The organism is Mesorhizobium sp. P2_A8 (assembly GCF_056404935.1).
Map to the genome: position 1 here is coordinate 321,370 of NZ_JBFUDB010000005.1, position 22,305 is coordinate 343,674.

Sequence of the window (22,305 nt, forward strand, 5' to 3'; positions counted from 1 at the left end):
GGATGTTTGAAAACACTGCCGGTCGCCCCGTGCCGACCGTATTGTCTTGGGGAGGATAGATCATGGACGCGCAAACCTTTGGCGCTTTCCTGTTGTGGCTGATCATTGCCGCAGTCGTCGTGGTGATCGCCGTCTACATCTTGCGCTGGCTCTATCGCCGCTCGACCAAGGAGACGGCGTTCGTGCGCACCGGCTTCATGGGCGAGAAGGTGGTGGTGAATGGCGGCGCCTTCGTCATTCCTGTGCTGCACGAGATCACCCCGGTCAACATGAATGTGCTGCGCATCGAGGTGCGCCGCGAGGATGGTTTTGCGCTGATCACCAAAAACCGCATGCGCGTCGACCTGATCGCCGAGTTCTTCGTCCGTGTCGGCGCCAGCCGCGAACTGGTCGCCGCTGCCGCGCAGACGCTTGGCCGCCGTACGCTGCAGCCCGACAGTTTGCGCGAACTGCTGGAGGGCAAGTTTGCCGGCGCCCTGCGCACCGTCGCGGCCCAGATGACGCTGGAAGAGATGCACGAACTGCGCGGCGACTATGCCGCGAAGGTGCGCAGCCTCGCCTCGGAATCGCTCGCCGCCAACGGGCTTGAGCTGGAGAGCGTCGCCATCGTCGATCTCGACCAGACCAGCCTTGAATATTTCGATCCGTCCAACGCTTTCGATGCCGAAGGCCTGACGCAACTGACGGAATCGATCGAGACCCGCCGCCGGATGCGCAACGAGATCGAGCAGCGCACGCTGGTCGACATCCGCAACCAGAATCTCGACACCCAGCGCAAGGTGCTGGAGATCGACCGCGACAGCGAATATGCGCGCCTCGAACAGGAGCGCGAAGTCGAGATCCGCCGTGCCGCGCAACGCTCCGAGCTCGCCATCGATCGCGCGCTGCGCGACCAGGAATCCGAGCAGGCACAGCTTTCGTCGCGCGAAGCCGTCGAGAAATCGCGTCTCAACCAGGAGCGCAGCATCACCGAGGAGCGCATCAAGAGCGAGGAAGACACGCAGCGCCGCGAGATCGCGCGCCGCCGTTCGCTCGACGAGACCGAGATGAAGATGCGCGAGCTGACCGAGCGCGAGCAGATCGCGCTCGAACTGTCGCTGGAGAAGGCCCGGATCGAGCGAGAGGGCACGCAAAGCCAGCTCGAGATCGAGCGCAGGAAGCGGCTTGAGGTCGCCGAACTGGAGCGCCAGATAGCGCTCGCCGAAAAGGCGCTTGAGGTGACCAGGGCAGAGGCGGAAAAGCGCCGCGCCGAGATCGTCGAGAACCAGGCGACCGAGACGGCGCGGATCGCGCAGGAGCGTGTCGTCGACGAGGTGCGGATTGAACGGGAGCGGCATCTCGAAGCGCTGCAGATCGCCAAGCGCCAGGCCTTCGAGGAGGCCGAGATTTCAGCCGGCGAAGAGGTCGAGCGCGCCCGCATCACCACCGAGCGCGGCATCGAGGAAGCGCGCCTGATCAAGGATCGCGACATTCGCCAGCTTGGCGTCGATCGCGACCAGACGATCGAGATTGCCGAAATCCAGAAGGCCATCGACGTCGCCAAGAAGACGCAGGAGCGTTCGTCGGCGATCGCGGCTTCCGAAGCGGTTCGCGCCAAGGCCATCCAGGCCGAGGAACAGGCCTTCACGGCCCGTGAGCGCGAGATCGCCGAGCGCCGCAAGCTGACCGATCTGATCGGCGCGCAACGCGAAGCCGAGCGTGACGCCCTGCGCATAGTCTCAGCCGCGGATGCCGAGATGAAGGCGGCGAAGAGCCTCGCTGAAGCGCAGAAAATCGCAGCCGTGGCCTCGGCCGAGTCTGAGAAGATCCACGCCCTTGCCGCGGCCCAGCGCTACGAGGTCGACGCGGCCGGTCATCGTCAGCTCAACGAGGCCGAGAACATCCTTTCCGAAGGCGCGCGGGCAGGGCGCCTGCGCGGCAAGCTTCTCGACCACATGGAGGGCATCATCCGTGAAAGCGTCAAGCCGATGGAGAAGATCGAAGGCATCAAGATCCTGCATGTCGACGGCATCAACGGCGGCCAGGGCAGCAACCGCAACGTCACCGACGAAGTCATCGACTCGGCGCTGCGCTACCGCGTGCAGGCGCCGATGATCGACAATCTGATGAAGGAGATCGGCATCGAGGGCGGCTCGCTCGGCCGCATGACCGACGTGCTGCGCGACGCCAAGGACATTGCGAGCCTGACCCGCGACAAGAAGGGCAAAGGCAAGGCCGCCAAGGACGACGATGACGACCGCGACCACTGACCAGATGATCGTGCGTTTGCAGATGCGTTGCGCCAGACGGTTCCTCGATGATGCCGGCGGCTGCCTGACATGACCAAGGTCTACGTCTCCTCGGTCATCCCCGCGCCGGCGGCGGACGTCTGGAAGGTCGTGCGCAACTTCAATGGTTTGCCGGGCTGGGCGCCGTTCGTTGCCGAGAGCCGCATCGAGCAGAACGCACAAGCCGACCAGATCGGCTGCATCAGAAGTTTCACGCTCAGGGATGGCGGGCGCATTCGCGAAAGGCTGCTGGCGCTGTCGGATTACGATTTGTCCTGCAGCTACGCCATCCTGGAAAGCCCGATGGGGGTAGAGAACTATGTCGCCACCCTGTCGCTGACGCCGATCACCGATGGCAATTTGACGCTCGCCGAATGGCAAGCGGAGTTCGACTGTGCGCCTGATCGCGAGGCGGCCCTTATGCACCAGATCGGCACCGGCGTGTTCCAGACGGCCTTGACCGCGTTGAAACACCGGTTCGGGCGCTGACATCAGCCAATGGTCAGGGTTTGCCAGAGCACGATCATCGACGCACCGATCGACGAAGTCTGGGCGATCCTGCGCGATTTCAACGGCCATGACCGCTGGCACCCGGCAATTTCCTTCAGTGAGATCGAGGGCGGTGAGCCGGTCGATGCGGTAGGCTCGGTGCGTCACTTCCGGCTCGCCGACGGCGGCGAGTTGCGCGAACAATTGCTGGCGCTGTCCGACAAGGACCGAAGGCTCAGCTATTGCCTGCTCGAAGCGCCGCTGCCGCTGATGGGCTATGTCGCCTCGGTGCGGCTGAAGCCGGTGACCGACGGGAACGCGACCTTCTGGGAATGGCGTTCCGAGTTCAGCCCGCCCGCGCATCGTCGCGACGAGCTGGTCAGGTTGGTCACCGAAGGCATCTATCAGGCTGGCTTCGCCGCCGTGCGCGATCTCCTGCGGCGCAGAAATGTCGGCTCGCCGGTCGATGCGAGATCGCCTCGGGCGGTTGCCGCGCCGATACGGTCGGCAAGCCTGCCGCGTGGCACGTCAACGCCTGCTCCGGGCCAGGCCGCGACAACCGGGGCGATCGTCGTCGAGCGCTACGGCGGACCGGAGGAGTTGCAGCTGAAGGAAATCGGCCTGCCGCCGCCAGCGCCGAACGAGGTCCGGATCCGCCACACGGTGATCGGCGTCAATTTCATCGATGTCTATTGCCGCACCGGTTTTTTCGATCTGTTGCAGCCGCCTGGCGTGCCGGGCATGGAGGCAGCCGGCGTTATCGAACAGGTTGGCTCTGCGGTGTCTGGCTTCGCCGTCGGCGACCGCGTCGCCTACGCCTGTCCTCCGGTTGGCGCCTATTGTGAGCGGCGCAACATGGCGCCCGAATTGCTGATCCGTCTCTCCGACGATATTTCGGACGAGATCGCTGCCGCCGGCCTGCTCAAGGGGGTTTCCGCCAGTTTTCTGTTGCACGATGTCCATGTCGTGAAGCGCGGCGACATCGTTCTCATTCATGCGGCGGCAGGCGGCATCGGCCAGTTGCTGGTGCAATGGGCGCGCCACCTCGGCGCGACGGTGATCGCGACAGTGTCCAACGACGAAAAGGCGCGTATCGTCGAGCGCCTTGGCGCGCACAACGTCATTGTCTATTCCCGCGAGAATTTCGCTGAAGCCGTCATGCGGCTGACCAATGGCGCCGGTGCCGATATCGCTTACGACGCGGTCGGCAACGACACCTTTGCCGGTTCGATTGCGGCCCTTGCCGTGCGCGGCCATCTCGTCAGTTTCGGCCAGGCCTCGGGGCCGGTCGGCAATTGGGACATCGGCCGCTTCGCCACCAAGTCGCTGACCATTTCGCGGCCCAACTACGCCCACTACACCGACACGCCGGAAAAGCTCACGCCACACGTCACCAGGTTTTTCGGCGCACTTCGCCAAGGCATCGTCAGGGTTGAATCGCCGACGCATTACGATCTTGCCAACGCCGCCGACGCGCACCGCGATCTGGAATCCCGCCGCACGACGGGAGCCTTGGTTCTGCTGCCGCAGCCTTGATTGAGGGTCACCAATTTCGGGGTGTCAATAAAGAATTTGACGCTCGTAATGTTTTTGCGTTGTATTGGAAACTGTGAAAATTTGACTGGGTAAGTTCGGCCAAGCATTGCCGCTCCCGGACAAGGGCCGCATGACTGGTGACAGCCGATCGTTTCGGTCGGCGATCGCTGCAAGAGGATCGGGAAGTCGATGGCGGAGAAGACGCACCGCACGATGGATGACTTCGCCCGGGCATGTGGTGTGTCCCGGCCGACGCTGTCGAAATATTTTGACGATCCGGCGAGCGTCAAGCCGGGGACACGCGCCCGCATCGAAGCGGCGTTGCGTTCCTCGGACTATCAGCCAAACCTTTTCGCCCGCAATCTCAACCGCAAACGCACGCGCAACATCGGCATCGTCGTGCCGACGATCACCGATCCGTTCTATGCCGAGATGGTCAGCCGCATTGAATTTCGCTGCCGCGACGAGGGCTATTGGCCGATCGTCATTTCCTCGCATGGCTCGCAGAAGCTGGAGGCGGAGTCGGTCAGGACGCTGCTGTCACTGAAGGTCGCCGGCGCGATCATCGCTCCGCTGGGCCTGGCCTCCGATCGGAGTGTTTTCGACAAACTCGGACAGGACATTCCGATCGTCTATTTCGACACCTATATCGAGGACGACACGCCTTTCGTCGGTAACGACAACCACCAGAGCACGTCGACCATGGTCGACTATCTCAACCGGTCCGGAGAACCGCCTGTCTATGTCGACATTCCGCATGTCAACCACAATTCGGGCGAGCGGTTGCAAAGCTACATCGCGACGATGCAAGCCGCCGGTTTGGAACCTGTCGTCATCGACGCGGCGCGTGACTATACCTGGGACTTCGAGCGCATCGGCCATGAATGGATGGAAAGGACGCTCGATGTTGGCGGTCTGCCCGGCCGCACGATCCTGTGCGCCAACGATCGTCTCGCCTTTGGCGTGATGGCGGCCGCGTTCTCGCGCGGACTGAAGATCGGCCGCAAGCCCGACAGCGATCTGCGTGTTGCCGCGCATGACGATCATCCATTGAGCCGCTACACTTGTCCGGCACTGACCACCATGGCGCAGGATTTCGCCGCCATGGCCGGCCGCAGCGTCGAGATCCTTCTGGCCCTGCTGGACGAGGCCAACCCGCCAAAGAAGGACTTGGCGCGCACGGTCAAGCTCGGCGCGACCCTGGTGATGCGTCAGTCGGCCTGAGCAGCCACCGTCAGCGACCCTTCTCGAATCGGCGCCAGGCCGCCACCGCCTCGGCAACCGCTTGCCGCGCGGCGAGGGTATGGCGTCCCATCGAGACGAAACCATGGATCTGACCCGGCCATCGCCGCAAGATCAGCGGGACGCCTGCGGCTTGCAGCCGCGCTGCATAGGCCGCGCCTTCGTCGGCAAGGATGTCGCAGCCGGCAAGTGCTACGAAAGCCGGCGCTACGCCGGCGAGATCGGGCGCCAGCAAAGGCGAGACGCGCCAGTCGACGATGTCGTCCGGCGTTCGCACATAGTGGTCGCGGAACCAGGCCATGGTTGTTGCCGTAAGCCCGAAGCCGTCGCCGAAGCGTTGGTAGCTGTTGGCCATCTGCCGCGCATCGGTGTTCGGATAGATCAGGATCTGCGCGGCAAGCGACGGCGCCAGGCCATCGCGGGCAAGCAGCGCCAGCACGGCGGCGAGATTGCCGCCGGCGCTGTCGCCGGCAACGCCGAGGCGGGACGGGTCGATGCCGGGCTCGGCGGCGTTCTCCGCCATGAAGCGCAGTGCCGCCAGACAATCCTCCAGCCCAGCGGGAAATTTGTGGTCCGGTGCCAGGCGATAGTCGGGACAGACAATGACGGCGCCACCGAGATTGGCCAGCCAGCGGCAGATCTCGTCATGCGAATCGAGATTGCCGACGACCCAGCCGCCGCCATGCAGATAGAGCAGCGCCGGGGCTCCGCTTTGCGGCGCACTGATGCCGCGATGGACGCGGATCGTCAGGAGCCCGTTCGGCCCGTCGATCTGCAATTCCGAGGTCGCAGCGGTCGGCTCCTGCTCGCCTTGTAGCGTCGGGAACGAAGCATTGTAGGCGGCGCGCGCCGCCGCCACGCTGCCGGTCTCGAACGGCTCGCCACCGGCCGTACGGCCGATTTCGAGGACGCGCAGCGCATCCTGGTCAAGCGTCATCGTCATATCCTCAGGCCAGCAGGTCGCTCGCCTCTTCCTCTGTCAGCAGGGCAGGCTGGGTGACATCCCCCGCGACCGCGACCGAGCCCCGGCTCTCCCCGGAACGCAGGACAGCCTCCATGATTTCCAGCATGTGCAGGGCGAGGGTGCCTGAGGCGCGTGGCGCGTTGCCGGTTTGAAGCGAGCGCACCAGATCGGCGACGCCAAGCATGCGGTAATTGGCGCGATCGGGCGCCGCATAAGGCCAGTTGCGGGCGCCATAGAGGTCGCCTTCGCTGGCGAAATCCTTCCAGTCGGCGCCGCGTTCGGACAGCGACACGGTGCCGCCGAACGTATCGGGATCGGGCAGGCGCAGCGAGCCTTCGGTGCCGTGTAGTTCGATCGGGTGGTTGGAGTGGCGGAAGACATCCCACGAGGCGCCGAAAGTGACCGTCGCGCCTGAGCGGAATTCAAGCAGCGACAGCACGTTGGTCGGCGTGCCGACCTTGAATGTGGTGTTCTTGAACGGCCCGTCGGCGGTGATCAGCCGTTCCTCCTGGCCACGCGTCGCCATCGCCATGACGCGCTCGACCGGACCGAGCAGGTTGACCAGCATGGTCAGATAGTAGGGGCCCATGTCGAACACCGGGCCACCGCCTGGCTGGTAGTAGAATTGCGGATTGGGGTGCCAGTGCTCCATGCCGCGGCCCATCATGAAGGCGGTGCCGGTGACCGGTCGGCCGATGGCGCCGGCGTCCATCAGTCGGCGCGCCCGGCGACCGGCGGCACCCAGGAAAGAGTCGGGCGCCGAGCCGAGCAGCAGGCCGCGCGACCTCGCCTCGCTGACCAGAAGCTGCCCGTCGGCAGCCGAAGTGGCGAGCGGCTTTTCGGTGAAGACGTGCTTGCCGGCCGAAAGCGCCGACATCGTGACGTCGAAATGCACAGCGGGGATGGTGAGGTTGAGAACGAGGCCGATTTCGGGATCGGCAAGCAGGGCATCGACGCCCATGGCCCGGATGCCGTATTCCCGCGCCCGCAGGGCGGCCGCGTCCGCCGAGATGTCGGCGCAGGCCTTCAACTCCACGCCGCCAAAAAGTGCTGCGTTGCGCATGTAGGTCATGGCGATGTTGCCGCAGCCTATGACCCCTACACCAAGCTTTTCCATCATTCCTCCAGTCGGCCGCCGTCCGTCATTCTCCATGCCGGATCGGCGATTCTTCGTCCACGTGGCGATACTTCGCACACGTCATGAGCACATTGATGCACCATTATGCAGTTTAATTCTTGACGCGCGACAATTTTTTATAAATCATGTGTGAAGTTGGACGGGCGGGAATGGCTGCCGTCAACTCTGGGAGGACTACAAATGAACGAGTCAAGGAAGGGGCCGCGCAGCGGCTCCAAGTCGATTGGGCATGTCACCATTGCCGATCGCCGGCAATTTCTCATCGGTTCCGCCGGCCTTCTCGGCGCGGCGGCGCTCGGAGCGGGAACCTCGCTCGGCATTGGCCGGGCTCGGGCACAGAGCCGGGCCGAAATCTCGTTTGCCAGCGCCGCCTTCTTCGGCAAGGAGACCTTCGGCGACCTGATCAAGGCTTTCAACGAATCGCAGGACCGTATCCTGGTCAAGAACATCGAACTGCCGCCGCCGAGCTCCTCGACCGAGGTCTACCAGGGTCTGGTCCAGCAGCTCGCCCGCCGCACCGGCACGCCTGACGTCTTCAGCCAGGACGTGATCTGGATCGCCGGCTTTGCCGCCGCCGGATGGGCGCTGCCTCTGGACGAGTATTTCCCGGCCGACAAGCGCAGCGCATACTTCACCGGAACCCTCAACGCCTGTACCTATGGCGGCAAGCTTACCGCCCTTCCCTGGTTCATGGATTCGGGCATGTTCTATTACCGCAAGGATGTGCTGGAAAAGCATGGCGGCAAGGTTCCGGAAACCTGGGCCGATATGGCAACCATTGCCGCCGCCGCGCAGAAGGCCGGCGATATCGATTTCGGCTATCTCTGGCAGGGCAAGCAGGCAGAGGTTCTGGTCTGCGACGCGGTCGAGATCATCACCTCCAACAACGGCGCCATCTTGGCGCCCGACGGCAAGTCGTCGCTGATTAATGAGAAGGGCGCGGTGGAGGCGATCCAGTTCCTGCACGACACGATCGCCACCAACAAGATCAGCCCGCAGGATGTGCTATCCTGGGATGAGGAACCGTCGCGTCAGCCCTTCACCTCGGGCAAGGGGTTGTTCATGCGCAACTGGTCCTATGTCTATCCGATCGCCCAGGACGCCAAGGCTTCCCAGGTGGTCGACAAGGTCGGTGTCGCGCCGCTGCCGTCGTTCCCCGGCGGCAAGAGCTCGGCCTGCCTCGGCGGCTACCAGCTGGGCGTCAATGCCAACTCGAAGCAGCGCGAAGCCGCGATCGAACTCTTGACCTGGCTATCGTCGACCGAGACCCAGCACCGCATCGCACTGAACTTCGGCCTCGCACCAACGCGGCCGGCGCTGTTCCAGGACGCACAGATCAAGAAGGAACAGCCATTCATGGCCAGCCTCGAGAAAGTGTTCACCGGCGCCACGGCGCGGCCGATCACGCCCGAATACGCGAAAGTGACGCTGGCCTTGCAGTCCGGCATCTCCAAGGCGCTGGTCTCGGGCAACGTCCAGGCCGAGATGGACGCGACGGCGGCGCAAATCAACAAGATCGTAGGCTGAACCAATGTCCGCGGCGGCCACCATTCCTGGCATCGGCCGGCCGCGGCGCTCTGGCAAGGCGCTTCCGGGCGCCTTGTGGGCCTTGCTGCTGCTGACGCCGGCCTTCGTGTCGCTGGCGTCGGTTTCCTTCTACCCGATCGTCAACGGGCTCTACCTCTCGCTCACCAACACCTCGCTGATCACGCAGGAACAGGATTTCACCGGCTTCTCCAACTACGTGGAACTGTGGGGCGACCCGCAGTTCTGGAATGCCTGGTGGCACACGATGTGGTTCACCGCCGCCTCGACCGTGCTGGAGACGGTGATCGGGCTCGGCATGGCGCTCATCCTGTGCGAAGCCTTCAAGGGGCGCGGCCTCGTCCGCGCGGCCATGCTGGTGCCGTGGGCGATGCCCACCGTCGTGACCTCCAAGATGTTCGGCTGGCTGTTCGACGGCCAGAACGGCATCGTCAACTACATCCTTCTGCATGCCGGCCTGATCGACCAGAATGTCAACTGGTACGGCTCCACCGACACGGCGATGATCACCATCATCATCGCCGATGTCTGGAAGACGACGCCGTTCATGGCGCTGCTGCTTCTGACCGGGTTGCAGACCGTGCCCAATTCACTGATCGAGGCGGCGCGCATGGATGGCGCCAAGGGCTGGATTACCTTCTGGTACATCCGTCTGCCGCTCCTGATGCCGACCTTGCTGATCGCCGGTCTGTTTCGCGCGCTCGATGCCTTCCGCGTCTTCGATCTCGTCTATGTGCTGACTGGCGGCGGCCCGGCCGATTCAACCGAAACGCTGTCGACGCTGTCCTACAAGGTGCTCTTCTCGACGTTGCAGTTCGGCTACGGCTCGGCCGTTTCGACGGCGATGTTTGTCACCGAGGGCATCATCGCGCTGGTGTTCTGCCTGTACCTCATCCGCCAGATCAGGAGAGCGCAATGAACGACACGCGCTCGCCGCTGCAGACAGTCATCATCTATCTCGGCGCCTTGCTGATCCTCGTCTGGTCGGGCGGTCCGTTCATCTGGCAGTTCTCGACCTCGTTCCAGCTCGACAAGGCATTGACGTCAGGCTCGCCGTCGCTGATCCCACATCCCTTCACGCTGGAGCACTACTACAACGCCTTCGTCGAGAAACAGCTTCACCGCTATGTCTGGAACTCGCTCGTGGTCTCGCTGGCGACGACCTTCCTGTGCCTGTTCGTCGGTTCGCTGGCCGCCTTCGCACTGTCGCGGCTCAACATCAAGGGCCGCTTCGGCATCCTCATGGTCATCCTTTCTGTATCGATGTTCCCGCAGATCGCGCTCGTCGGACCGCTCTATCTGGTCGCCACCAATCTCGGTCTGCTCGACACCTACACGGCGCTGATCATCACCTACCTGGCGCTCGGCCTGCCACTGGTGACCTGGGTGCTGTTCGGTTATTTCGAGACGCTGCCGCGCGAGATCGACGAGGCGGCGCGCATGGACGGCGTCAGCGTGCCCGGCCTGCTCTGGCGCATCATCCTGCCGATGTCGCTGCCGAGCCTGGTGACCACCGGCCTGCTTGCCTTCATCACCGCGTGGAACGAATTCCTGTTCGCGCTCGCCTTCACCTCCAACATCGACCGGCAGACGATCCCGGTCGGCATCGCCAACTTCACCAACCTCTATTACGTCCCCTGGGGCGATATCGCCGCGGCCTCCGCCGTCGTGACCGTGCCCTTGATCCTTCTGGTGCTGTTCTTCCAGCGTCACATCATCGAAGGCCTGACCCAGGGCGGCGTCAAGGAATGAACGACATGACGAAAACGAAGCTCAAGGTCGGCTGCCAGACCTTCACCTGGGAAATGCTGGGCAAGGCCTGGACCGGCGGCCCCGATGACCTGTTGAAAGCGATAGAGGATGGCGGCTACGCTGGCATCGAAATCACCGACACCATGATCGGCCGCTATGCCGACAAGCCCGTCGAATTCGCTACCGCGCTCGGCGCCCGGGATCTCGCCCTCGTCTCCTTCGCCTTTGGCTCGAAGAGCGGTTTCACGCTGAAGGAGGCGCTGGAAAGTGACCTCGAAGCCGCCCGGCGCTGGACAGGCTTTGCCGCGAACTTTCCCGGCGCGCTGGTCTCGATCGGTTCGGCGACAGTCGTTTCCGAGGGCCCTCGCACCGACAAGTTCGCGATCGCTGCCGAATTCTACAACCGCGCCGCCGAGATCGGCCGCAAGGCCGGTGTCGACGTCGCCGTGCATCCGAGTTCGCACCACAACACGCTGCTGTTCGACCGCGCCGACTACGACGCGATCTTTGCCTTGCTCGACCCCGACCTTGTCGGCTGGGTGCCGGATACCGGCCACATCCTGCGCGGTCACAAGGACATTTCAGACACGCTACGCACCTACCGCGATCGCATCCGCTACATTCACCTCAAGGATGTCGACGCCAAGGGCACATGGGCGATGCTCGGCAAGGGCGTCTGCGACACCCCGGCGGTCATCGAGATCGCCGGCACGGCGCCGCACTTCACCGGCTGGCTGGTGCTCGAAGAGGAGTCCGACACGGCCGCCGCCGATCCCGCCGGCGCGGTCAAGACCAACCGCCAGACAATGCGCTCTTACGGCGCCTAAAGAACGAGACGATGATCAAGAAACAGGACAGACGCCTCAGGGTCGGCGTGCTCGGCTGCGGCCCCATCGCGCAGTTCGCGCATCTGCAATCCTGCGTGAAGGCCAGCAATGCCGACCTCTACGCCATCTGCGATGCGGCACCCGACCTGCTCGCCCGCATGGGTGCCACCTACGAGCCGCGGAAAATGTATGCCGACTATGAAGCGATGCTCGCCGATCCGGAGCTGGAGGCGGTGATCGTCGCCACGTCGGACGCCTATCACGTCCCGATGTCGATCAAGGCGCTCGATGCCGGCAAGCATGTCTTGTGCGAAAAGCCGATCGGCACCTCAGTCGAGGAAGGCGAGGCGCTCGCCGCGGCGGTCAGGCGCTCGGGCAAGGTGCTGCAGGTCGGCCATATGAAGCGCTTCGACCCGGCGCTGCAGGCGGCGCGCGACTTCGTCCGCGACGAGATCGGCGACGTGCTGGCGCTGAAGGCGTGGTACTGCGATTCCACCCATCGCTACACCAACACCGATGCCATCCAGCCGCTGCCCGTCACCAGCAAACTGGCGAGGAAACCGAGCGGCAATCCGAAGGCCGATCTCAGGCAGTATTTCATGCTGGCGCACGGCTCGCATCTCGTCGACACGGCGCGCTTCCTGTGCGGCGATATCGTCGCCGTGCGCGCCCGCCTCAACGAGCGTTTCGGCGCCTATTGCTGGTTCGTCGAGACCGAGTTCGCCAGCGGCGCGCTCGGCCATCTCGATCTCACCGTCGCCGTACGGATGGACTGGCACGAAGGTTTCCAGCTCTACGGCGAGAACGGCTCCGTCATCGCCAAGACCTTTAACCCCTGGTACTTCCGCGCCAGCGAAGTCGAGATCTTTCACGAGAAGACCGCCACCGCCCATAAGCCACTCGGCGCCGATGGCCACTTCTTCCGCCGCCAGCTCGAAGGTCTTGCCGAAACGGTGCTGGACGGCGCGCCGATGCGCGGCGCCAATGTCGAGGATGGCATCGCGTCGATCCGCGCCATGGTCGCCATTGCCCGCTCGGTGGAGACCGGCGAGCGGGTGGAACTCGCCTCGGTTTCGGGGGCGGTCTGATGCGTCTCGGCATTTTCGCCAAGACATTTGCCGGCACCGAGCCGGCCGCCGTGCTGGCGGCCGTGCGGCATGCGGGCTATGAGACCACGCAGTTCAATCTCGCTTGCGCCGGCCTGCCGTCGATGCCGGATGTCGTGCCGGCGAACGCCGTCGCGGCGATCCATGCCGCCGCGCAATCGGCCGCTGTTTCACTCGCAGCGCTATCGGGCACCTACAACATGGCGCATCCCGACAAGGCCGTCCGCGACGACGGCCTCAGGCGCCTCGCCGTCGTCATCGAGGCGGCTGCCATCCTGGATATTCCCCTGGTCACGCTCTGCACCGGCTCGCGCAACGCCACCGATCAATGGGCGTACCATCCGGAAAATGCTACTCAGGCCGCCTGGTCCGACATGGCCACCGAGATGGAGAAGGCGCTGGCGCTGGCCGAAGCCGCCGGCGTCGATCTCGGCATCGAGCCCGAGCAAGCCAACATCGTCACCTCGGCGAGGGATGCGACCCGGCTGATCGCCGAGATGGGGTCGCGGCATCTGAAGATCGTTCTTGATCCGGCAAACCTGTTCGAGCACGCGACGCCTGACGAAGCGCGCGCCGTCGTCGCCGCCGCGATCGACGAGGCGGCCGGCCATGTCGCCATGGCACATGCCAAGGATCGCCATGGTGACGGCCGCTTTGCCACCGCCGGGCAAGGCATCGTCGACTTCCCGGATTTCGTCGGCCGGCTGAAGGCGGCCGGCTTCGACGGGCCGCTCGTCACCCACGGGCTGTCCGCCGACGAAGCTCCTGGCGTCGCCGCCTTCCTGCGGAAGCTCCTCTGATGGGTGCTGCGCCAACGATCATGCTTCGCGACGATGCATCACTTCGTGTCTTCGATACGGGGCAGGGCAGGCTTCCCGTCGTTTTCCAGCATGGTCTCGGCGGCGATGCCACCCAGGTGGCGCAGAACTTTCCCGACAACCCGTCCTATCGCCGGCTGACCCTCGAGTGTCGCGCACAAGGCGGCTCTGGCGCCGGCGGCAGGCGGCCCTTTTCGATCGCCATGTTTGCCGACGACGTGCTGGCCGCCGCCGACGCGGCCGGGCTCGACCGTTTCGTCGCCGGCGGCATCTCTATGGGGGCGGCAATTGCGTTGCAGCTTGCCGCCCGGCACCCGGATCGTGTCACCGGTATCGTGCTTGTGCGCCCTGCCTGGGCGTTCGATGCGTCGCCGCAAAACATGCACCCTTACGCCGAAGCCGCGGAGCTCATCCGCGACCGTCCGCTGGACGAGGCGCGCAACGTCTTTGCAACCTCCGCGACAGCGGACCGCTTTCGCAGGGAAGCGCCGGACAATCTTGCTTCCCTGCTCGGCTTCTTCGAGCGCGAGAATGCGACTGTCTTCGCCGAGGTGATGCAGGCGATCGCAAACGATGGGCCCGGCGTCACGCGGGCAGCGGCCGCCGCCATCGCGATCCCGACGCTCGTCGTCGGCAGCGGCATCGATCTCGTCCATCCGCTGGCGACCGCCCAGGAGCTTGCCGAAACCATCCCCGACGCGGTCTTCAGCGAGGTGACGCCGAAGGCCACCGACAAGGATCGCCATTTCGCCGAGGTCCGCGCGGCTATCGCGGGCTTCCTCGATGCAAATTTCAACAACCAGGACCAGTCATGATCTCGAAACCTCTCTCTGGCCCGGCCGCCATCGCCGCACTGCCGCGCGATCGCATGATCGCTGAATTCTCGCTGTGGTCCGCCGACCTCGTCAATTTCGAGAGCGACCTGAAGCGCATCGAGCCCTATGTCGATCTTCACCACATCGATGTGGCGGACGGTCATTTCGCGCCGTCCTTCTTGTTCTTTCCCGATCTCGTCGCCCGCATTGCCAGGCTGACGGCCAAACCCATCCATGTCCATCTGATGGTCGATGCGGAGATAGTCGAGGCGCAGACGCGCCAGTTCATCGAGGCCGGCGCCGACATGATCAGCGTCCATGCCGAGAACGGCGAGGCGGGATTGCGCGCCGTTCGGCTGGCGCGGGAACTCGGTGCCGAGGCCGGCGTCGTGCTCAGGCTGGAGACGCCGGTCGAGACGGTGGCGCCTTTCATCTCCGAGGTCGCTTTCGTCACGCTTCTTGGAACGGCAATCGGCGTCAAGGGCCAGAGCCTGTCCGACAAGGCTTGTGACAGGCTCGGCGCTGCCCGCACCATCCTGAGAGAGGCCGGCCGCGAGGCGGCCGTGGTTCTTGCCGCCGATGGTGGCATCCGCCACGAGACCGTGCCGTTGCTGCGTGCCGCAGGAGCGGAGACCGTGGTTCTCGGTTCGCTCGCGTTTGGCGACAAGGATCTGGCCGGCCGCATCGGCTGGCTGCATGGCCTGAAGGTCGCGGCATGAGCAACGAAGCCGCTCTAGCGATCGATCTTGGCGGCACCGAGCTTCGTGCCGCCCTGGTCGACCGCGACGGCAAGATTCTGGCGTTCGCCGCGGTGCCGACGCAGGCGCAGGCTGGCCCGGATGTGGTGATCGGCCAGATCGAGGCGCTGGCCGCGACGGTGCATGCCGAGGCACCGGCGCTCTCAATCCTCGGCGTCGGCGTCGGCGCACCCGGGCCGCTCGATCCGCTGGCCGGCATCGCCGTCGGACCGCCGACGCTCGCCGGCTGGCTCGACGTGCCGCTTGCCGATATCCTCGAGCGGCGGCTCGGCCTGCCGGTGCGGCTGGAAAACGACGCCAACGCGGCGGCACTCGGCGAATGGCGCTTCGGCGCCGGTCATGGCGCCCGCTCGCTGGTCTTCGTCACAGTTTCCACCGGCATCGGCGGCGGTGTCGTCGTCGATGGGCGCATCCTGCATGGCCGCCGCGGCCTCGCCGCCGAGATCGGCCACATGACCATCACCAATGAAGGCGAGCGTTGCGTGTGCGGCGTCGTCGGCTGCTTCGAGGCCATCGCCTCGGGCACGGCACTTGGCCGCCGCGCCAATGCCGCGACAGCTCCATCGGATGGCTCGACGCTACGGCGCCTCTCGGACAACGGTGACGTGACAGGCCGTCACGTGGTCGAAGCGGCGCGGCTGCAGGATGACCTTGCCTTGGCCCTGCTTGACGAGGAAGCACGCTGGCTGGGCATCGGCTTCACCAATCTGCTGCATCTCTATTCGCCCGACGTCCTGGTCGTTGGCGGCGGCATTGCCAATGGCCTCGACCTCATGGCGCCTGCCATCGAGGCGACCATCAGGCAGCGGGCCATGCGAGCCTATCGCGACGTTCCGGTCGTTCAGGCCCAGCTCGGCCGCCACGCTGGGCTGGTCGGCGCGGCCAGCCTTGTCCTGTTCGATGATGGCGGTACGTTGGCGGCACGCATGCCGGTAGGCCCAAGCACATTTCCGGACACGAGGAGGGACTTCAATGGCTGAGCTCAAGCTGCGCGGCGTGCGCAAGTCCTATGGCAATGCGGAGGTGATCAAGGGCGTCGACCTCGATGTCGGCGACCGCGAGTTCGTCGTCTTCGTCGGCCCGTCCGGCTGCGGTAAGTCGACGCTGCTGCGCATGATCGCCGGCCTCGAGAAGATCACCTCCGGCGAGTTGATGCTTGACGGTGCTCGCATCAACGACGTCGATCCCTCCGAGCGCGGCCTCGCCATGGTTTTCCAGTCCTATGCGCTCTATCCGCACATGACGGTCGCCGAGAATATGGGCTTTGCGCTGAAGATTGCCGGCCTGCCGGTGACCGAACGCGACGCCAAGGTCAAGGCGGCGGCCGAGGTGCTGCAGCTGTCGCATCTGCTCGAGCGGCGGCCGAAGGAGCTGTCCGGCGGCCAGCGCCAGCGCGTCGCCATCGGCCGCGCGATCGTGCGCCAGCCCAAGGTCTTCCTGTTCGACGAACCGCTGTCGAACCTAGACGCCGCACTGCGCGTCAACATGCGGCTGGAGCTGATGCAACTGCATGAACGGCTCGCCGCCACCATCGTCTACGTCACCCACGACCAGACCGAGGCCATGACCATGGCCGACAAGATCGTCGTCCTCAATGGCGGCACCATCGAGCAGGTCGGAACACCGCTCGACCTCTATGCCAGGCCAGCCAATGTCTTCGTCGCCGGCTTCATCGGTTCGCCGAAGATGAACATGCTGCCGGTGCGGGTTCTCTCAGCCAACAGGGATGGCGTTGCCGTCGCCCTGCCGGGCGGATCCAGCCTGGTCGTTCCGGTCGAGGCGGGCGCGCTTGCACAAAACAGCGAGCTGCTGCTCGGCATCCGGCCGGAGCATATCCGCATCGCCAATGCCGGCCAGTTCAAGGGCGAGGCAGTGCTGGCCGAGCGGCTTGGCGGCCTGACCATCCTGCATGCCGACATCGGCGAGAAGACAAGGCTGGTCGTGCAGACCGAGGGCATCGATACGACGCCGCTGCACAGCCCCATCGCCATGCAGGCCGACCCCTCCCGCTGCCATCTCTTCGCCGCCGACGGCAAGGCGCTGGCACCTCTGGGCAAAACCGGCACCGCCTGACATCGTCGTGACCTGAACGGCAACGGCCGGAGGCTGTGAGCCTCCGGCCGTTGGTTTGGCATTGACGCGCGCCGTTTACTCGGCGGGAACGATATCAGCAGGCAGGCTGTCGTCGGCCGTGCCCGCCAGTGCCCTGGCCAGCTTGGCTTCGTCGAGTTCGCCTTCCCAGCGTGCCACCACCAGCGTGGCGACGGCGTTGCCGACGAAGTTGGTCAGCGCCCGGCATTCCGACATGAAGCGGTCGACGCCGAGGATCAGCGCCATGCCGGCGACCGGCACCGCCGGAACGACCGACAGCGTCGCGGCAAGGGTGATGAATCCGGCCCCGGTGATGCCGGCGGCACCCTTGGAGGAAAGCATGGCAACCAGCAGCAGCAGGATCTGGTCGCCGATCGACAGATGGGTGTTCGTCGCCTGCGCGATGAACAGCGCCGCCAGCGTCATGTAGATGTTGGTGCCGTCGAGGTTGAAGGAATAGCCGGTCGGGATGACCAGGCCGACCACCGAGCGCTTGGCGCCGGCCTTCTCCATCTTTTCCATCAGCGAGGGCAGGGCGGCTTCCGACGAGGAGGTTCCCAGGACGAGCAGCAGCTCTTCCTTGATGTAGCGGATCAGCGACAGGATGGAGAAACCATTGTAGCGGCAGACGGCGCCCAGCACGACGAACACGAACAGCAGCGACGTCACGTAGAAGGTGCCGACCAGCATGGCGAGGTTGATGACCGCGCCGATGCCGTATTTGCCGATGGTGAACGCCATGGCGCCGAAGGCACCGATAGGGGCTGCCTTCATCAGCACGCTGACCAGCTTGAAGATCGGCGTCGTCAGCGCCTGCAGGAAATTGAGGACGGGGGTGCCCTTGTCGCCGACCAGCGCCAGCGAAATGCCGAACAGCACCGAGAAGAACAGCACCTGCAGGATGTCGCCGTCGGCGAAGGCGCCGACGATGGTCGACGGGATGATGTTCATCAAGAACCCGGTGACCGACTGATCATGCGCCTTGGCGGCGTAGGTGTTGACGGTCGAGGCGTCGAGCGTCGCCGGATCGATGTTGAAGCCGGCACCCGGCTGCACGACATTGGCCACGACAAGGCCGATGATGAGAGCCAGCGTCGAGAAGGTGAGGAAGTAGAGCATCGCCTTGCCGGCGACACGCCCGACCTTTTGCAGATCGCTCATGCCGGCGATGCCGGTCGCCACGGTCAGGAAGATGACCGGGGCGATGATCATCTTGACCAGCTTGATGAAGGCGTCGCCGAGCGGCTTCATGCTCTCGCCGACCGACGGATAGAAGTGACCGAGCAGGATGCCGACGGTGATCGCGACGAGCACCTGCACGTAGAGTTGGGCATAGAAAGGCTTGCGCTGCGCGGCGAGCGCGCCTGATTGGTCTGCGATGTGCATCGAACTCTCCCTGCCGGATGGGGCGGAAATGCACCGCCCTGCGTGACTTCTCCCATCGCGGCGCTCCGGTCGCACGCCGCTGCAAGGACTTTTGCAAGCGCTGTGCCAGATCGGTGAAAGGCCGGAATCCCGGGATTTCGGCGGTTGTCCGGTGCTTTTCGGCAAATGCCTGTGCGGATTTCCGCACAGGCAACGTTTGCCTGGGCGGAATTTCGCATTACACTGGCCGCAAGGCCGCGAAGAAAAGGGGCCGCGAGGAAAGAGGGAGAGGGCAGACGTCGCAAGCAGGCACCGATAGCGGATCCACTGGATTTGCCGGCCGTGAACTGCTGCGCGAGGCGGTGGCCCGGCTGCGCGATGGCCGCTGGCTTGTCGTGCTTGTCGCCCTGGCGATTCTGGCAGGTGCGATCGCCATTGCCGGGCGCATCGCATCCGGCCAGGCGGCCGACAATCTGCGCGACACAGCACTTGCCGCCTTGCCGCTGGCGGCGGGAACCCTGACCGGCGAAATCGAAAAGCAGCGCCTGGTTCCATTGGTGCTGGCCCGCGACGATGCCGTGCGCGGCGCGCTGCGCCGGGCCGGAAAGATGGAAGAGGCGGCGCTCAACGACAAGCTCAAGGCGATTGCCGGCGATGCATCGGCGTCCGCCATCTACGTCATCGACACAGCCGGCATTGCGATCGCCGCCAGCAACGCCGGCGAGCCGACGAGCTTTGTCGGCATCGACTATAATTTTCGTCACTATTTCAAGGAGGCAATGGCCGACGGCGCCGCCAGCCAATATGGCCTCGGCACGATCAGCGGCCGGCCGGGTCTTTACCTCGCGAGCCGCGTCGACGATGGCGCCAAGCCGCTTGGCGTTGCTGTCCTGAAGGTCGAACTGGATCGCGTCGAGACCAATTGGCGCTCCAGCGGCTTTCTTGTTTTCGTCACCGACGAACGCGGCGTGGTGCTGGCCACCAGTCAGCCAGAATGGCGGTTTCGTGCCCTGGCGCCTCTCTCTACGCAGGACGCCGCAATTGCCCACGAACAGCTTCAGCTGGCCGATGCCGGCTTCGAACCGCTGCCTCTGCGGCGTGGCGCTGGCGACGGCCTGGCGACGATCGACAGTTCTGGAAAGCCGCGCCAGTTCGTCGAAGTGGTGCAGGACCTGCCCGGCGCGGTGCCCGGCTGGCGTCTGTGGCTGCTCACCCCCGCCGACGCTGCCCTGTCGTCCGCTGCCAACACGGCGCGACTGACCACGCTGCTCGGATTGCTGCTTATGGGCCTGATTGCCTTCGTGCTCACCCGGCGCCGGCGCGCCCGCCGGCTGAGGCAGGAGGCGTTGGCGCGCATGAATGCCGAACTGGAGAGCCGGGTCAGCACGCGCACGGCAGAGCTGACGCGTTCCAACACAGCACTCGCCGGGGAAATCGCCGAGCGCGAGAATGCCGAAGCCAAGGTGCGCCGGCTGCGTGATGATCTCGCCCAGGCCAACCGGCTTTCCATCCTCGGCCAGATCGCCGCCGGCGTGGCGCATGAGATCAACCAGCCGGTCGCCGCCATCCGGACCTATGCCGAGAATGCGGGCCGCTTTCTCGACACTGGCAAGACCGAGCCGGCCACCGGCAATCTGACATCGATCATTTCAATGACCGAACGCATCGGCGCGATCACCAGCACCTTGCGCACCTTCGCCCGCCGGCCGGGCGTCGCCGCCTCGCCATTGCCGGTGCGCGAGGCGATCGACGGCGCGCTTTCGCTTTTGTCCGGCCGCATCCGCGATTCCGGCGTGACCATCGTCAAGCCGCGCGGCACAGCCTCGCCGGTGGTCATGGCCAGCCGCATCCGGCTCGAGCAGATCCTCGTCAACCTCTTGCAGAACGCGCTGGACGCGATGAAGGACCAGCCAGATCCCCGTGTCGAGATCGATATCGCCGAGCGCGACGACAGGGTGCTGATTTCGGTGCGCGACAACGGCCCCGGCCTCGGTCCGGAGGCGGCCGGAAATCTGTTCATGCCGTTCCAGACCACCAAGGAGAAGGGGCTTGGCCTCGGGCTGGTGATCTCGCAGGAGATCGCCCAGGAATTGGGCGGCACGCTGCGTCTCGATCCCGGCAGCGCCAGCGCCTCCGGCAGCACCGGCGGCGCATCCTTCACCATCGACTTGAGGCGAATCGAATGACAGAGGCATCAGGGCTGGTGGCGCTCGTCGACGACGATGCGGATCTGCTTCACGCCACCACGCAACTGCTTGAGCTGGCCGGCTTCAGGGTGGTTGCGCTCGACGCCGCCGAGGCCGCGCTTGCTGTCGTCGACAGGAATTTCGAGGGCGTGGTCGTCAGCGACATCCGCATGCCGGGCATGAACGGGCTGCAGCTGTTCGATCGCATCAAGGCGATCGACCCAGACATACCGGTGATCCTGGTCACCGGGCATGGCGACGTCGATCTCGCGGTGGCCGCGCTCAAGGATGGCGTCTACGATTTCATCCCGAAACCCTATGCCGGCGATCGCCTCGTCGAGGCGTTGAGACGGGCTTCGGAGAAGCGGCGGCTGGTGATGGAGAACCGGCGGTTGCGCGAGGCCGCGGCGCAGGCTGCCGACGGTCTGCCGCTGATCGGCGAGGCGCCCGCCATCAGACGGCTGCGTGAGACCTTGCGCCAGATCGCCGACATGGATGTCGATGTGCTGGTGGAAGGGGAGACGGGGACCGGCAAGGAAGTGGTGGCGGACCTCCTGCACAAATGGGGCCGGCGTTGCGCCAAGCCCCTTGTGGCGCTGAATTGCGGTGCCCTGCCGGAGACCGTCATAGAAAGCGAGCTGTTCGGTCACGAGGCCGGCGCGTTCACCGGCGCGCAGCGGCGACGGATCGGCCGCATCGAGCATTCCAGCGGCGGCACGCTGTTTCTCGACGAGATCGAATCCATGCCGCCGGCCCTCCAGGTCAAGCTGCTGCGCGTGCTCGAAACGCGCAGCGTCACCCCGCTTGGCTCGAACGAGACCCGGCGTGTCGACCTGAGAGTCGTCGCGGCGACCAAGGTCGATCTCGGCCGACAGGATCTGCGCGGCGATTTTCGCGAGGATCTCTATTTTCGCCTCAATGTGGTGACGTTGCGCATCCCGCCGCTGCGGGAACGGCGCAGTGACATCCCGATGCTGTTCGGCCATTTCCTCGGCAAGGCCTCGGAACGGTTCGGCCGGCCGGTCGCAAAGGTGAACGCTGCTGTCAGCGACCATCTCCAGTCGCATGCCTGGCCGGGCAATGTGCGCGAACTTGCGCATTTTGCTGATCGCGTCGCGCTTGGTCTTGGTCCGGATGACGACACGAGGGCGGTTCACGCGCACTTGCCGGAGCTTGAGGCCTCACTGCCCGAACGGGTCGGCCGCTACGAGGCGCAACTCATCCGCGACGCGTTGCGCGATCACGGTGGTGATGTGCGCAGCGCCATCGACGCGCTCGGCGTGCCGCGCAAGACCTTCTACGACAAGCTCAAGCGCTACGGCATTGCCGCATCCGAGTTTCGCAATGGTGGCGATCCGGATCCGCACCCTGTTCGGAGCCAGATATAGACATTGCGCGGGGCAACG

At 65.0% G+C, this 22,305-nt stretch carries 19 protein-coding genes; 16 read left to right on the top strand and 3 right to left on the bottom strand.

Going from position 1 to position 22,305, the window contains the following annotated elements; translation table 11 throughout:
* The first annotated feature begins 62 nt into the window (after window positions 1–62).
* The 4 genes from AC1D10_RS16765 to AC1D10_RS16780 all read left to right on the top strand — a co-directional run bounded on the left by AC1D10_RS16765 (window position 63) and on the right by AC1D10_RS16780 (window position 5,516).
* A complete protein-coding gene (locus AC1D10_RS16765) occupies window positions 63–2,249 on the top strand; it encodes a flotillin domain-containing protein (RefSeq protein WP_477273640.1) in 2,187 nt (728 codons plus the stop codon).
* Between the two features lie 69 nt (window positions 2,250–2,318).
* Entirely contained in the window at window positions 2,319–2,756 is a 438-nt protein-coding gene (locus AC1D10_RS16770) for an SRPBCC family protein (RefSeq protein WP_477273642.1), read from the top strand.
* Window positions 2,757–2,765: 9 nt separating this feature from the next.
* Window positions 2,766–4,292: a zinc-binding dehydrogenase gene (locus AC1D10_RS16775; RefSeq protein WP_477273644.1), complete on the top strand. Its 1,527-nt coding sequence runs from the start codon at window positions 2,766–2,768 to the stop codon at window positions 4,290–4,292.
* 189 nt (window positions 4,293–4,481) lie between these two features.
* Window positions 4,482–5,516: a LacI family DNA-binding transcriptional regulator gene (locus AC1D10_RS16780; protein ID WP_477273646.1), complete on the top strand. Its 1,035-nt coding sequence runs from the start codon at window positions 4,482–4,484 to the stop codon at window positions 5,514–5,516.
* 10 nt (window positions 5,517–5,526) lie between these two features.
* On the opposite strand, the gene AC1D10_RS16785 is transcribed toward AC1D10_RS16780, so the two are convergent.
* Together AC1D10_RS16785 and AC1D10_RS16790 are read right to left on the bottom strand one after the other, a co-directional pair.
* The gene (locus AC1D10_RS16785) at window positions 5,527–6,471 is read right to left on the bottom strand and encodes an alpha/beta hydrolase (protein ID WP_477273648.1); all 945 of its coding nucleotides are present in this window, start codon (window positions 6,469–6,471) and stop codon (window positions 5,527–5,529) included.
* Between the two features lie 10 nt (window positions 6,472–6,481).
* Entirely contained in the window at window positions 6,482–7,618 is a 1,137-nt protein-coding gene (locus AC1D10_RS16790) for a Gfo/Idh/MocA family protein (RefSeq protein ID WP_477273650.1), read from the bottom strand.
* A gap of 198 nt (window positions 7,619–7,816) precedes the next feature.
* Here AC1D10_RS16790 and AC1D10_RS16795 point away from each other — a divergent pair, with 198 nt between their 5' ends.
* From AC1D10_RS16795 to AC1D10_RS16840, 10 genes are read left to right on the top strand one after another with little or no spacing between them, the layout of a single operon-like run.
* The gene (locus AC1D10_RS16795) at window positions 7,817–9,163 is read left to right on the top strand and encodes an ABC transporter substrate-binding protein (protein WP_477273652.1); all 1,347 of its coding nucleotides are present in this window, start codon (window positions 7,817–7,819) and stop codon (window positions 9,161–9,163) included.
* 4 nt (window positions 9,164–9,167) lie between these two features.
* Entirely contained in the window at window positions 9,168–10,100 is a 933-nt protein-coding gene (locus AC1D10_RS16800; protein ID WP_477273654.1) for a carbohydrate ABC transporter permease, read from the top strand.
* The gene (locus AC1D10_RS16805; RefSeq protein ID WP_477273656.1) at window positions 10,097–10,933 is read left to right on the top strand and encodes a carbohydrate ABC transporter permease; all 837 of its coding nucleotides are present in this window, start codon (window positions 10,097–10,099) and stop codon (window positions 10,931–10,933) included. The genes AC1D10_RS16800 and AC1D10_RS16805 overlap by 4 nt, the downstream gene beginning before the upstream one ends.
* 5 nt (window positions 10,934–10,938) lie before the next feature.
* Complete coding sequence (locus tag AC1D10_RS16810; RefSeq protein WP_477273658.1) at window positions 10,939–11,760, top strand: sugar phosphate isomerase/epimerase family protein; 822 nt, start codon at window positions 10,939–10,941, stop codon at window positions 11,758–11,760.
* Window positions 11,761–11,771: 11 nt separating this feature from the next.
* Complete coding sequence (locus AC1D10_RS16815; protein WP_477273660.1) at window positions 11,772–12,848, top strand: Gfo/Idh/MocA family protein; 1,077 nt, start codon at window positions 11,772–11,774, stop codon at window positions 12,846–12,848.
* Window positions 12,848–13,666: a sugar phosphate isomerase/epimerase family protein gene (locus AC1D10_RS16820; protein ID WP_477273662.1), complete on the top strand. Its 819-nt coding sequence runs from the start codon at window positions 12,848–12,850 to the stop codon at window positions 13,664–13,666. The genes AC1D10_RS16815 and AC1D10_RS16820 overlap by 1 nt, the downstream gene beginning before the upstream one ends.
* Window positions 13,666–14,499, top strand: a complete 834-nt coding sequence (locus AC1D10_RS16825; RefSeq protein WP_477273664.1) for an alpha/beta fold hydrolase — start codon at window positions 13,666–13,668, stop codon at window positions 14,497–14,499. Before AC1D10_RS16820 ends, AC1D10_RS16825 begins: the two co-directional genes overlap by 1 nt.
* Window positions 14,496–15,218: a ribulose-phosphate 3-epimerase gene (locus tag AC1D10_RS16830; RefSeq protein ID WP_477273666.1), complete on the top strand. Its 723-nt coding sequence runs from the start codon at window positions 14,496–14,498 to the stop codon at window positions 15,216–15,218. Before AC1D10_RS16825 ends, AC1D10_RS16830 begins: the two co-directional genes overlap by 4 nt.
* A complete protein-coding gene (locus tag AC1D10_RS16835) occupies window positions 15,215–16,237 on the top strand; it encodes an ROK family protein (RefSeq protein WP_477273668.1) in 1,023 nt (340 codons plus the stop codon). Before AC1D10_RS16830 ends, AC1D10_RS16835 begins: the two co-directional genes overlap by 4 nt.
* The gene (locus AC1D10_RS16840; protein WP_477273670.1) at window positions 16,230–17,330 is read left to right on the top strand and encodes an ABC transporter ATP-binding protein; all 1,101 of its coding nucleotides are present in this window, start codon (window positions 16,230–16,232) and stop codon (window positions 17,328–17,330) included. Before AC1D10_RS16835 ends, AC1D10_RS16840 begins: the two co-directional genes overlap by 8 nt.
* A 75-nt stretch (window positions 17,331–17,405) precedes the next feature.
* On the opposite strand, the gene AC1D10_RS16845 is transcribed toward AC1D10_RS16840, so the two are convergent.
* Window positions 17,406–18,734 carry a dicarboxylate/amino acid:cation symporter gene (locus tag AC1D10_RS16845; protein ID WP_477273672.1) on the bottom strand — a complete coding sequence of 443 codons (1,329 nt, stop codon included), beginning with the start codon at window positions 18,732–18,734 and terminating at the stop codon, window positions 17,406–17,408.
* Between the two features lie 341 nt (window positions 18,735–19,075).
* On the opposite strand from AC1D10_RS16845, the gene AC1D10_RS16850 reads away from it, so the two are divergent.
* On the top strand, window positions 19,076–20,899 hold the full coding sequence (locus tag AC1D10_RS16850; protein WP_477273674.1) for a sensor histidine kinase: 1,824 nt from the start codon (window positions 19,076–19,078) through the stop codon (window positions 20,897–20,899).
* On the top strand, window positions 20,896–22,287 hold the full coding sequence (locus AC1D10_RS16855) for a sigma-54-dependent transcriptional regulator (protein WP_477273676.1): 1,392 nt from the start codon (window positions 20,896–20,898) through the stop codon (window positions 22,285–22,287). Before AC1D10_RS16850 ends, AC1D10_RS16855 begins: the two co-directional genes overlap by 4 nt.
* Window positions 22,288–22,305 lie beyond the last annotated feature (18 nt).

Coding starts and splice junctions, on each gene's coding strand:
- AC1D10_RS16855 (WP_477273676.1), top strand. CDS start 20,896: ATGACAGAGGCATCAGGGCTGGTGGCGCTCGTCGACGACGATGCGGAT.
- AC1D10_RS16790 (WP_477273650.1), bottom strand. CDS start 7,618: ATGATGGAAAAGCTTGGTGTAGGGGTCATAGGCTGCGGCAACATCGCC.
- AC1D10_RS16845 (WP_477273672.1), bottom strand. CDS start 18,734: ATGCACATCGCAGACCAATCAGGCGCGCTCGCCGCGCAGCGCAAGCCT.
- AC1D10_RS16820 (WP_477273662.1), top strand. CDS start 12,848: ATGCGTCTCGGCATTTTCGCCAAGACATTTGCCGGCACCGAGCCGGCC.
- AC1D10_RS16775 (WP_477273644.1), top strand. CDS start 2,766: ATGGTCAGGGTTTGCCAGAGCACGATCATCGACGCACCGATCGACGAA.
- AC1D10_RS16835 (WP_477273668.1), top strand. CDS start 15,215: ATGAGCAACGAAGCCGCTCTAGCGATCGATCTTGGCGGCACCGAGCTT.
- AC1D10_RS16785 (WP_477273648.1), bottom strand. CDS start 6,471: ATGACGCTTGACCAGGATGCGCTGCGCGTCCTCGAAATCGGCCGTACG.
- AC1D10_RS16815 (WP_477273660.1), top strand. CDS start 11,772: ATGATCAAGAAACAGGACAGACGCCTCAGGGTCGGCGTGCTCGGCTGC.
- AC1D10_RS16830 (WP_477273666.1), top strand. CDS start 14,496: ATGATCTCGAAACCTCTCTCTGGCCCGGCCGCCATCGCCGCACTGCCG.
- AC1D10_RS16770 (WP_477273642.1), top strand. CDS start 2,319: ATGACCAAGGTCTACGTCTCCTCGGTCATCCCCGCGCCGGCGGCGGAC.
- AC1D10_RS16795 (WP_477273652.1), top strand. CDS start 7,817: ATGAACGAGTCAAGGAAGGGGCCGCGCAGCGGCTCCAAGTCGATTGGG.
- AC1D10_RS16765 (WP_477273640.1), top strand. CDS start 63: ATGGACGCGCAAACCTTTGGCGCTTTCCTGTTGTGGCTGATCATTGCC.
- AC1D10_RS16805 (WP_477273656.1), top strand. CDS start 10,097: ATGAACGACACGCGCTCGCCGCTGCAGACAGTCATCATCTATCTCGGC.
- AC1D10_RS16780 (WP_477273646.1), top strand. CDS start 4,482: ATGGCGGAGAAGACGCACCGCACGATGGATGACTTCGCCCGGGCATGT.
- AC1D10_RS16810 (WP_477273658.1), top strand. CDS start 10,939: ATGACGAAAACGAAGCTCAAGGTCGGCTGCCAGACCTTCACCTGGGAA.
- AC1D10_RS16800 (WP_477273654.1), top strand. CDS start 9,168: ATGTCCGCGGCGGCCACCATTCCTGGCATCGGCCGGCCGCGGCGCTCT.
- AC1D10_RS16825 (WP_477273664.1), top strand. CDS start 13,666: ATGGGTGCTGCGCCAACGATCATGCTTCGCGACGATGCATCACTTCGT.
- AC1D10_RS16840 (WP_477273670.1), top strand. CDS start 16,230: ATGGCTGAGCTCAAGCTGCGCGGCGTGCGCAAGTCCTATGGCAATGCG.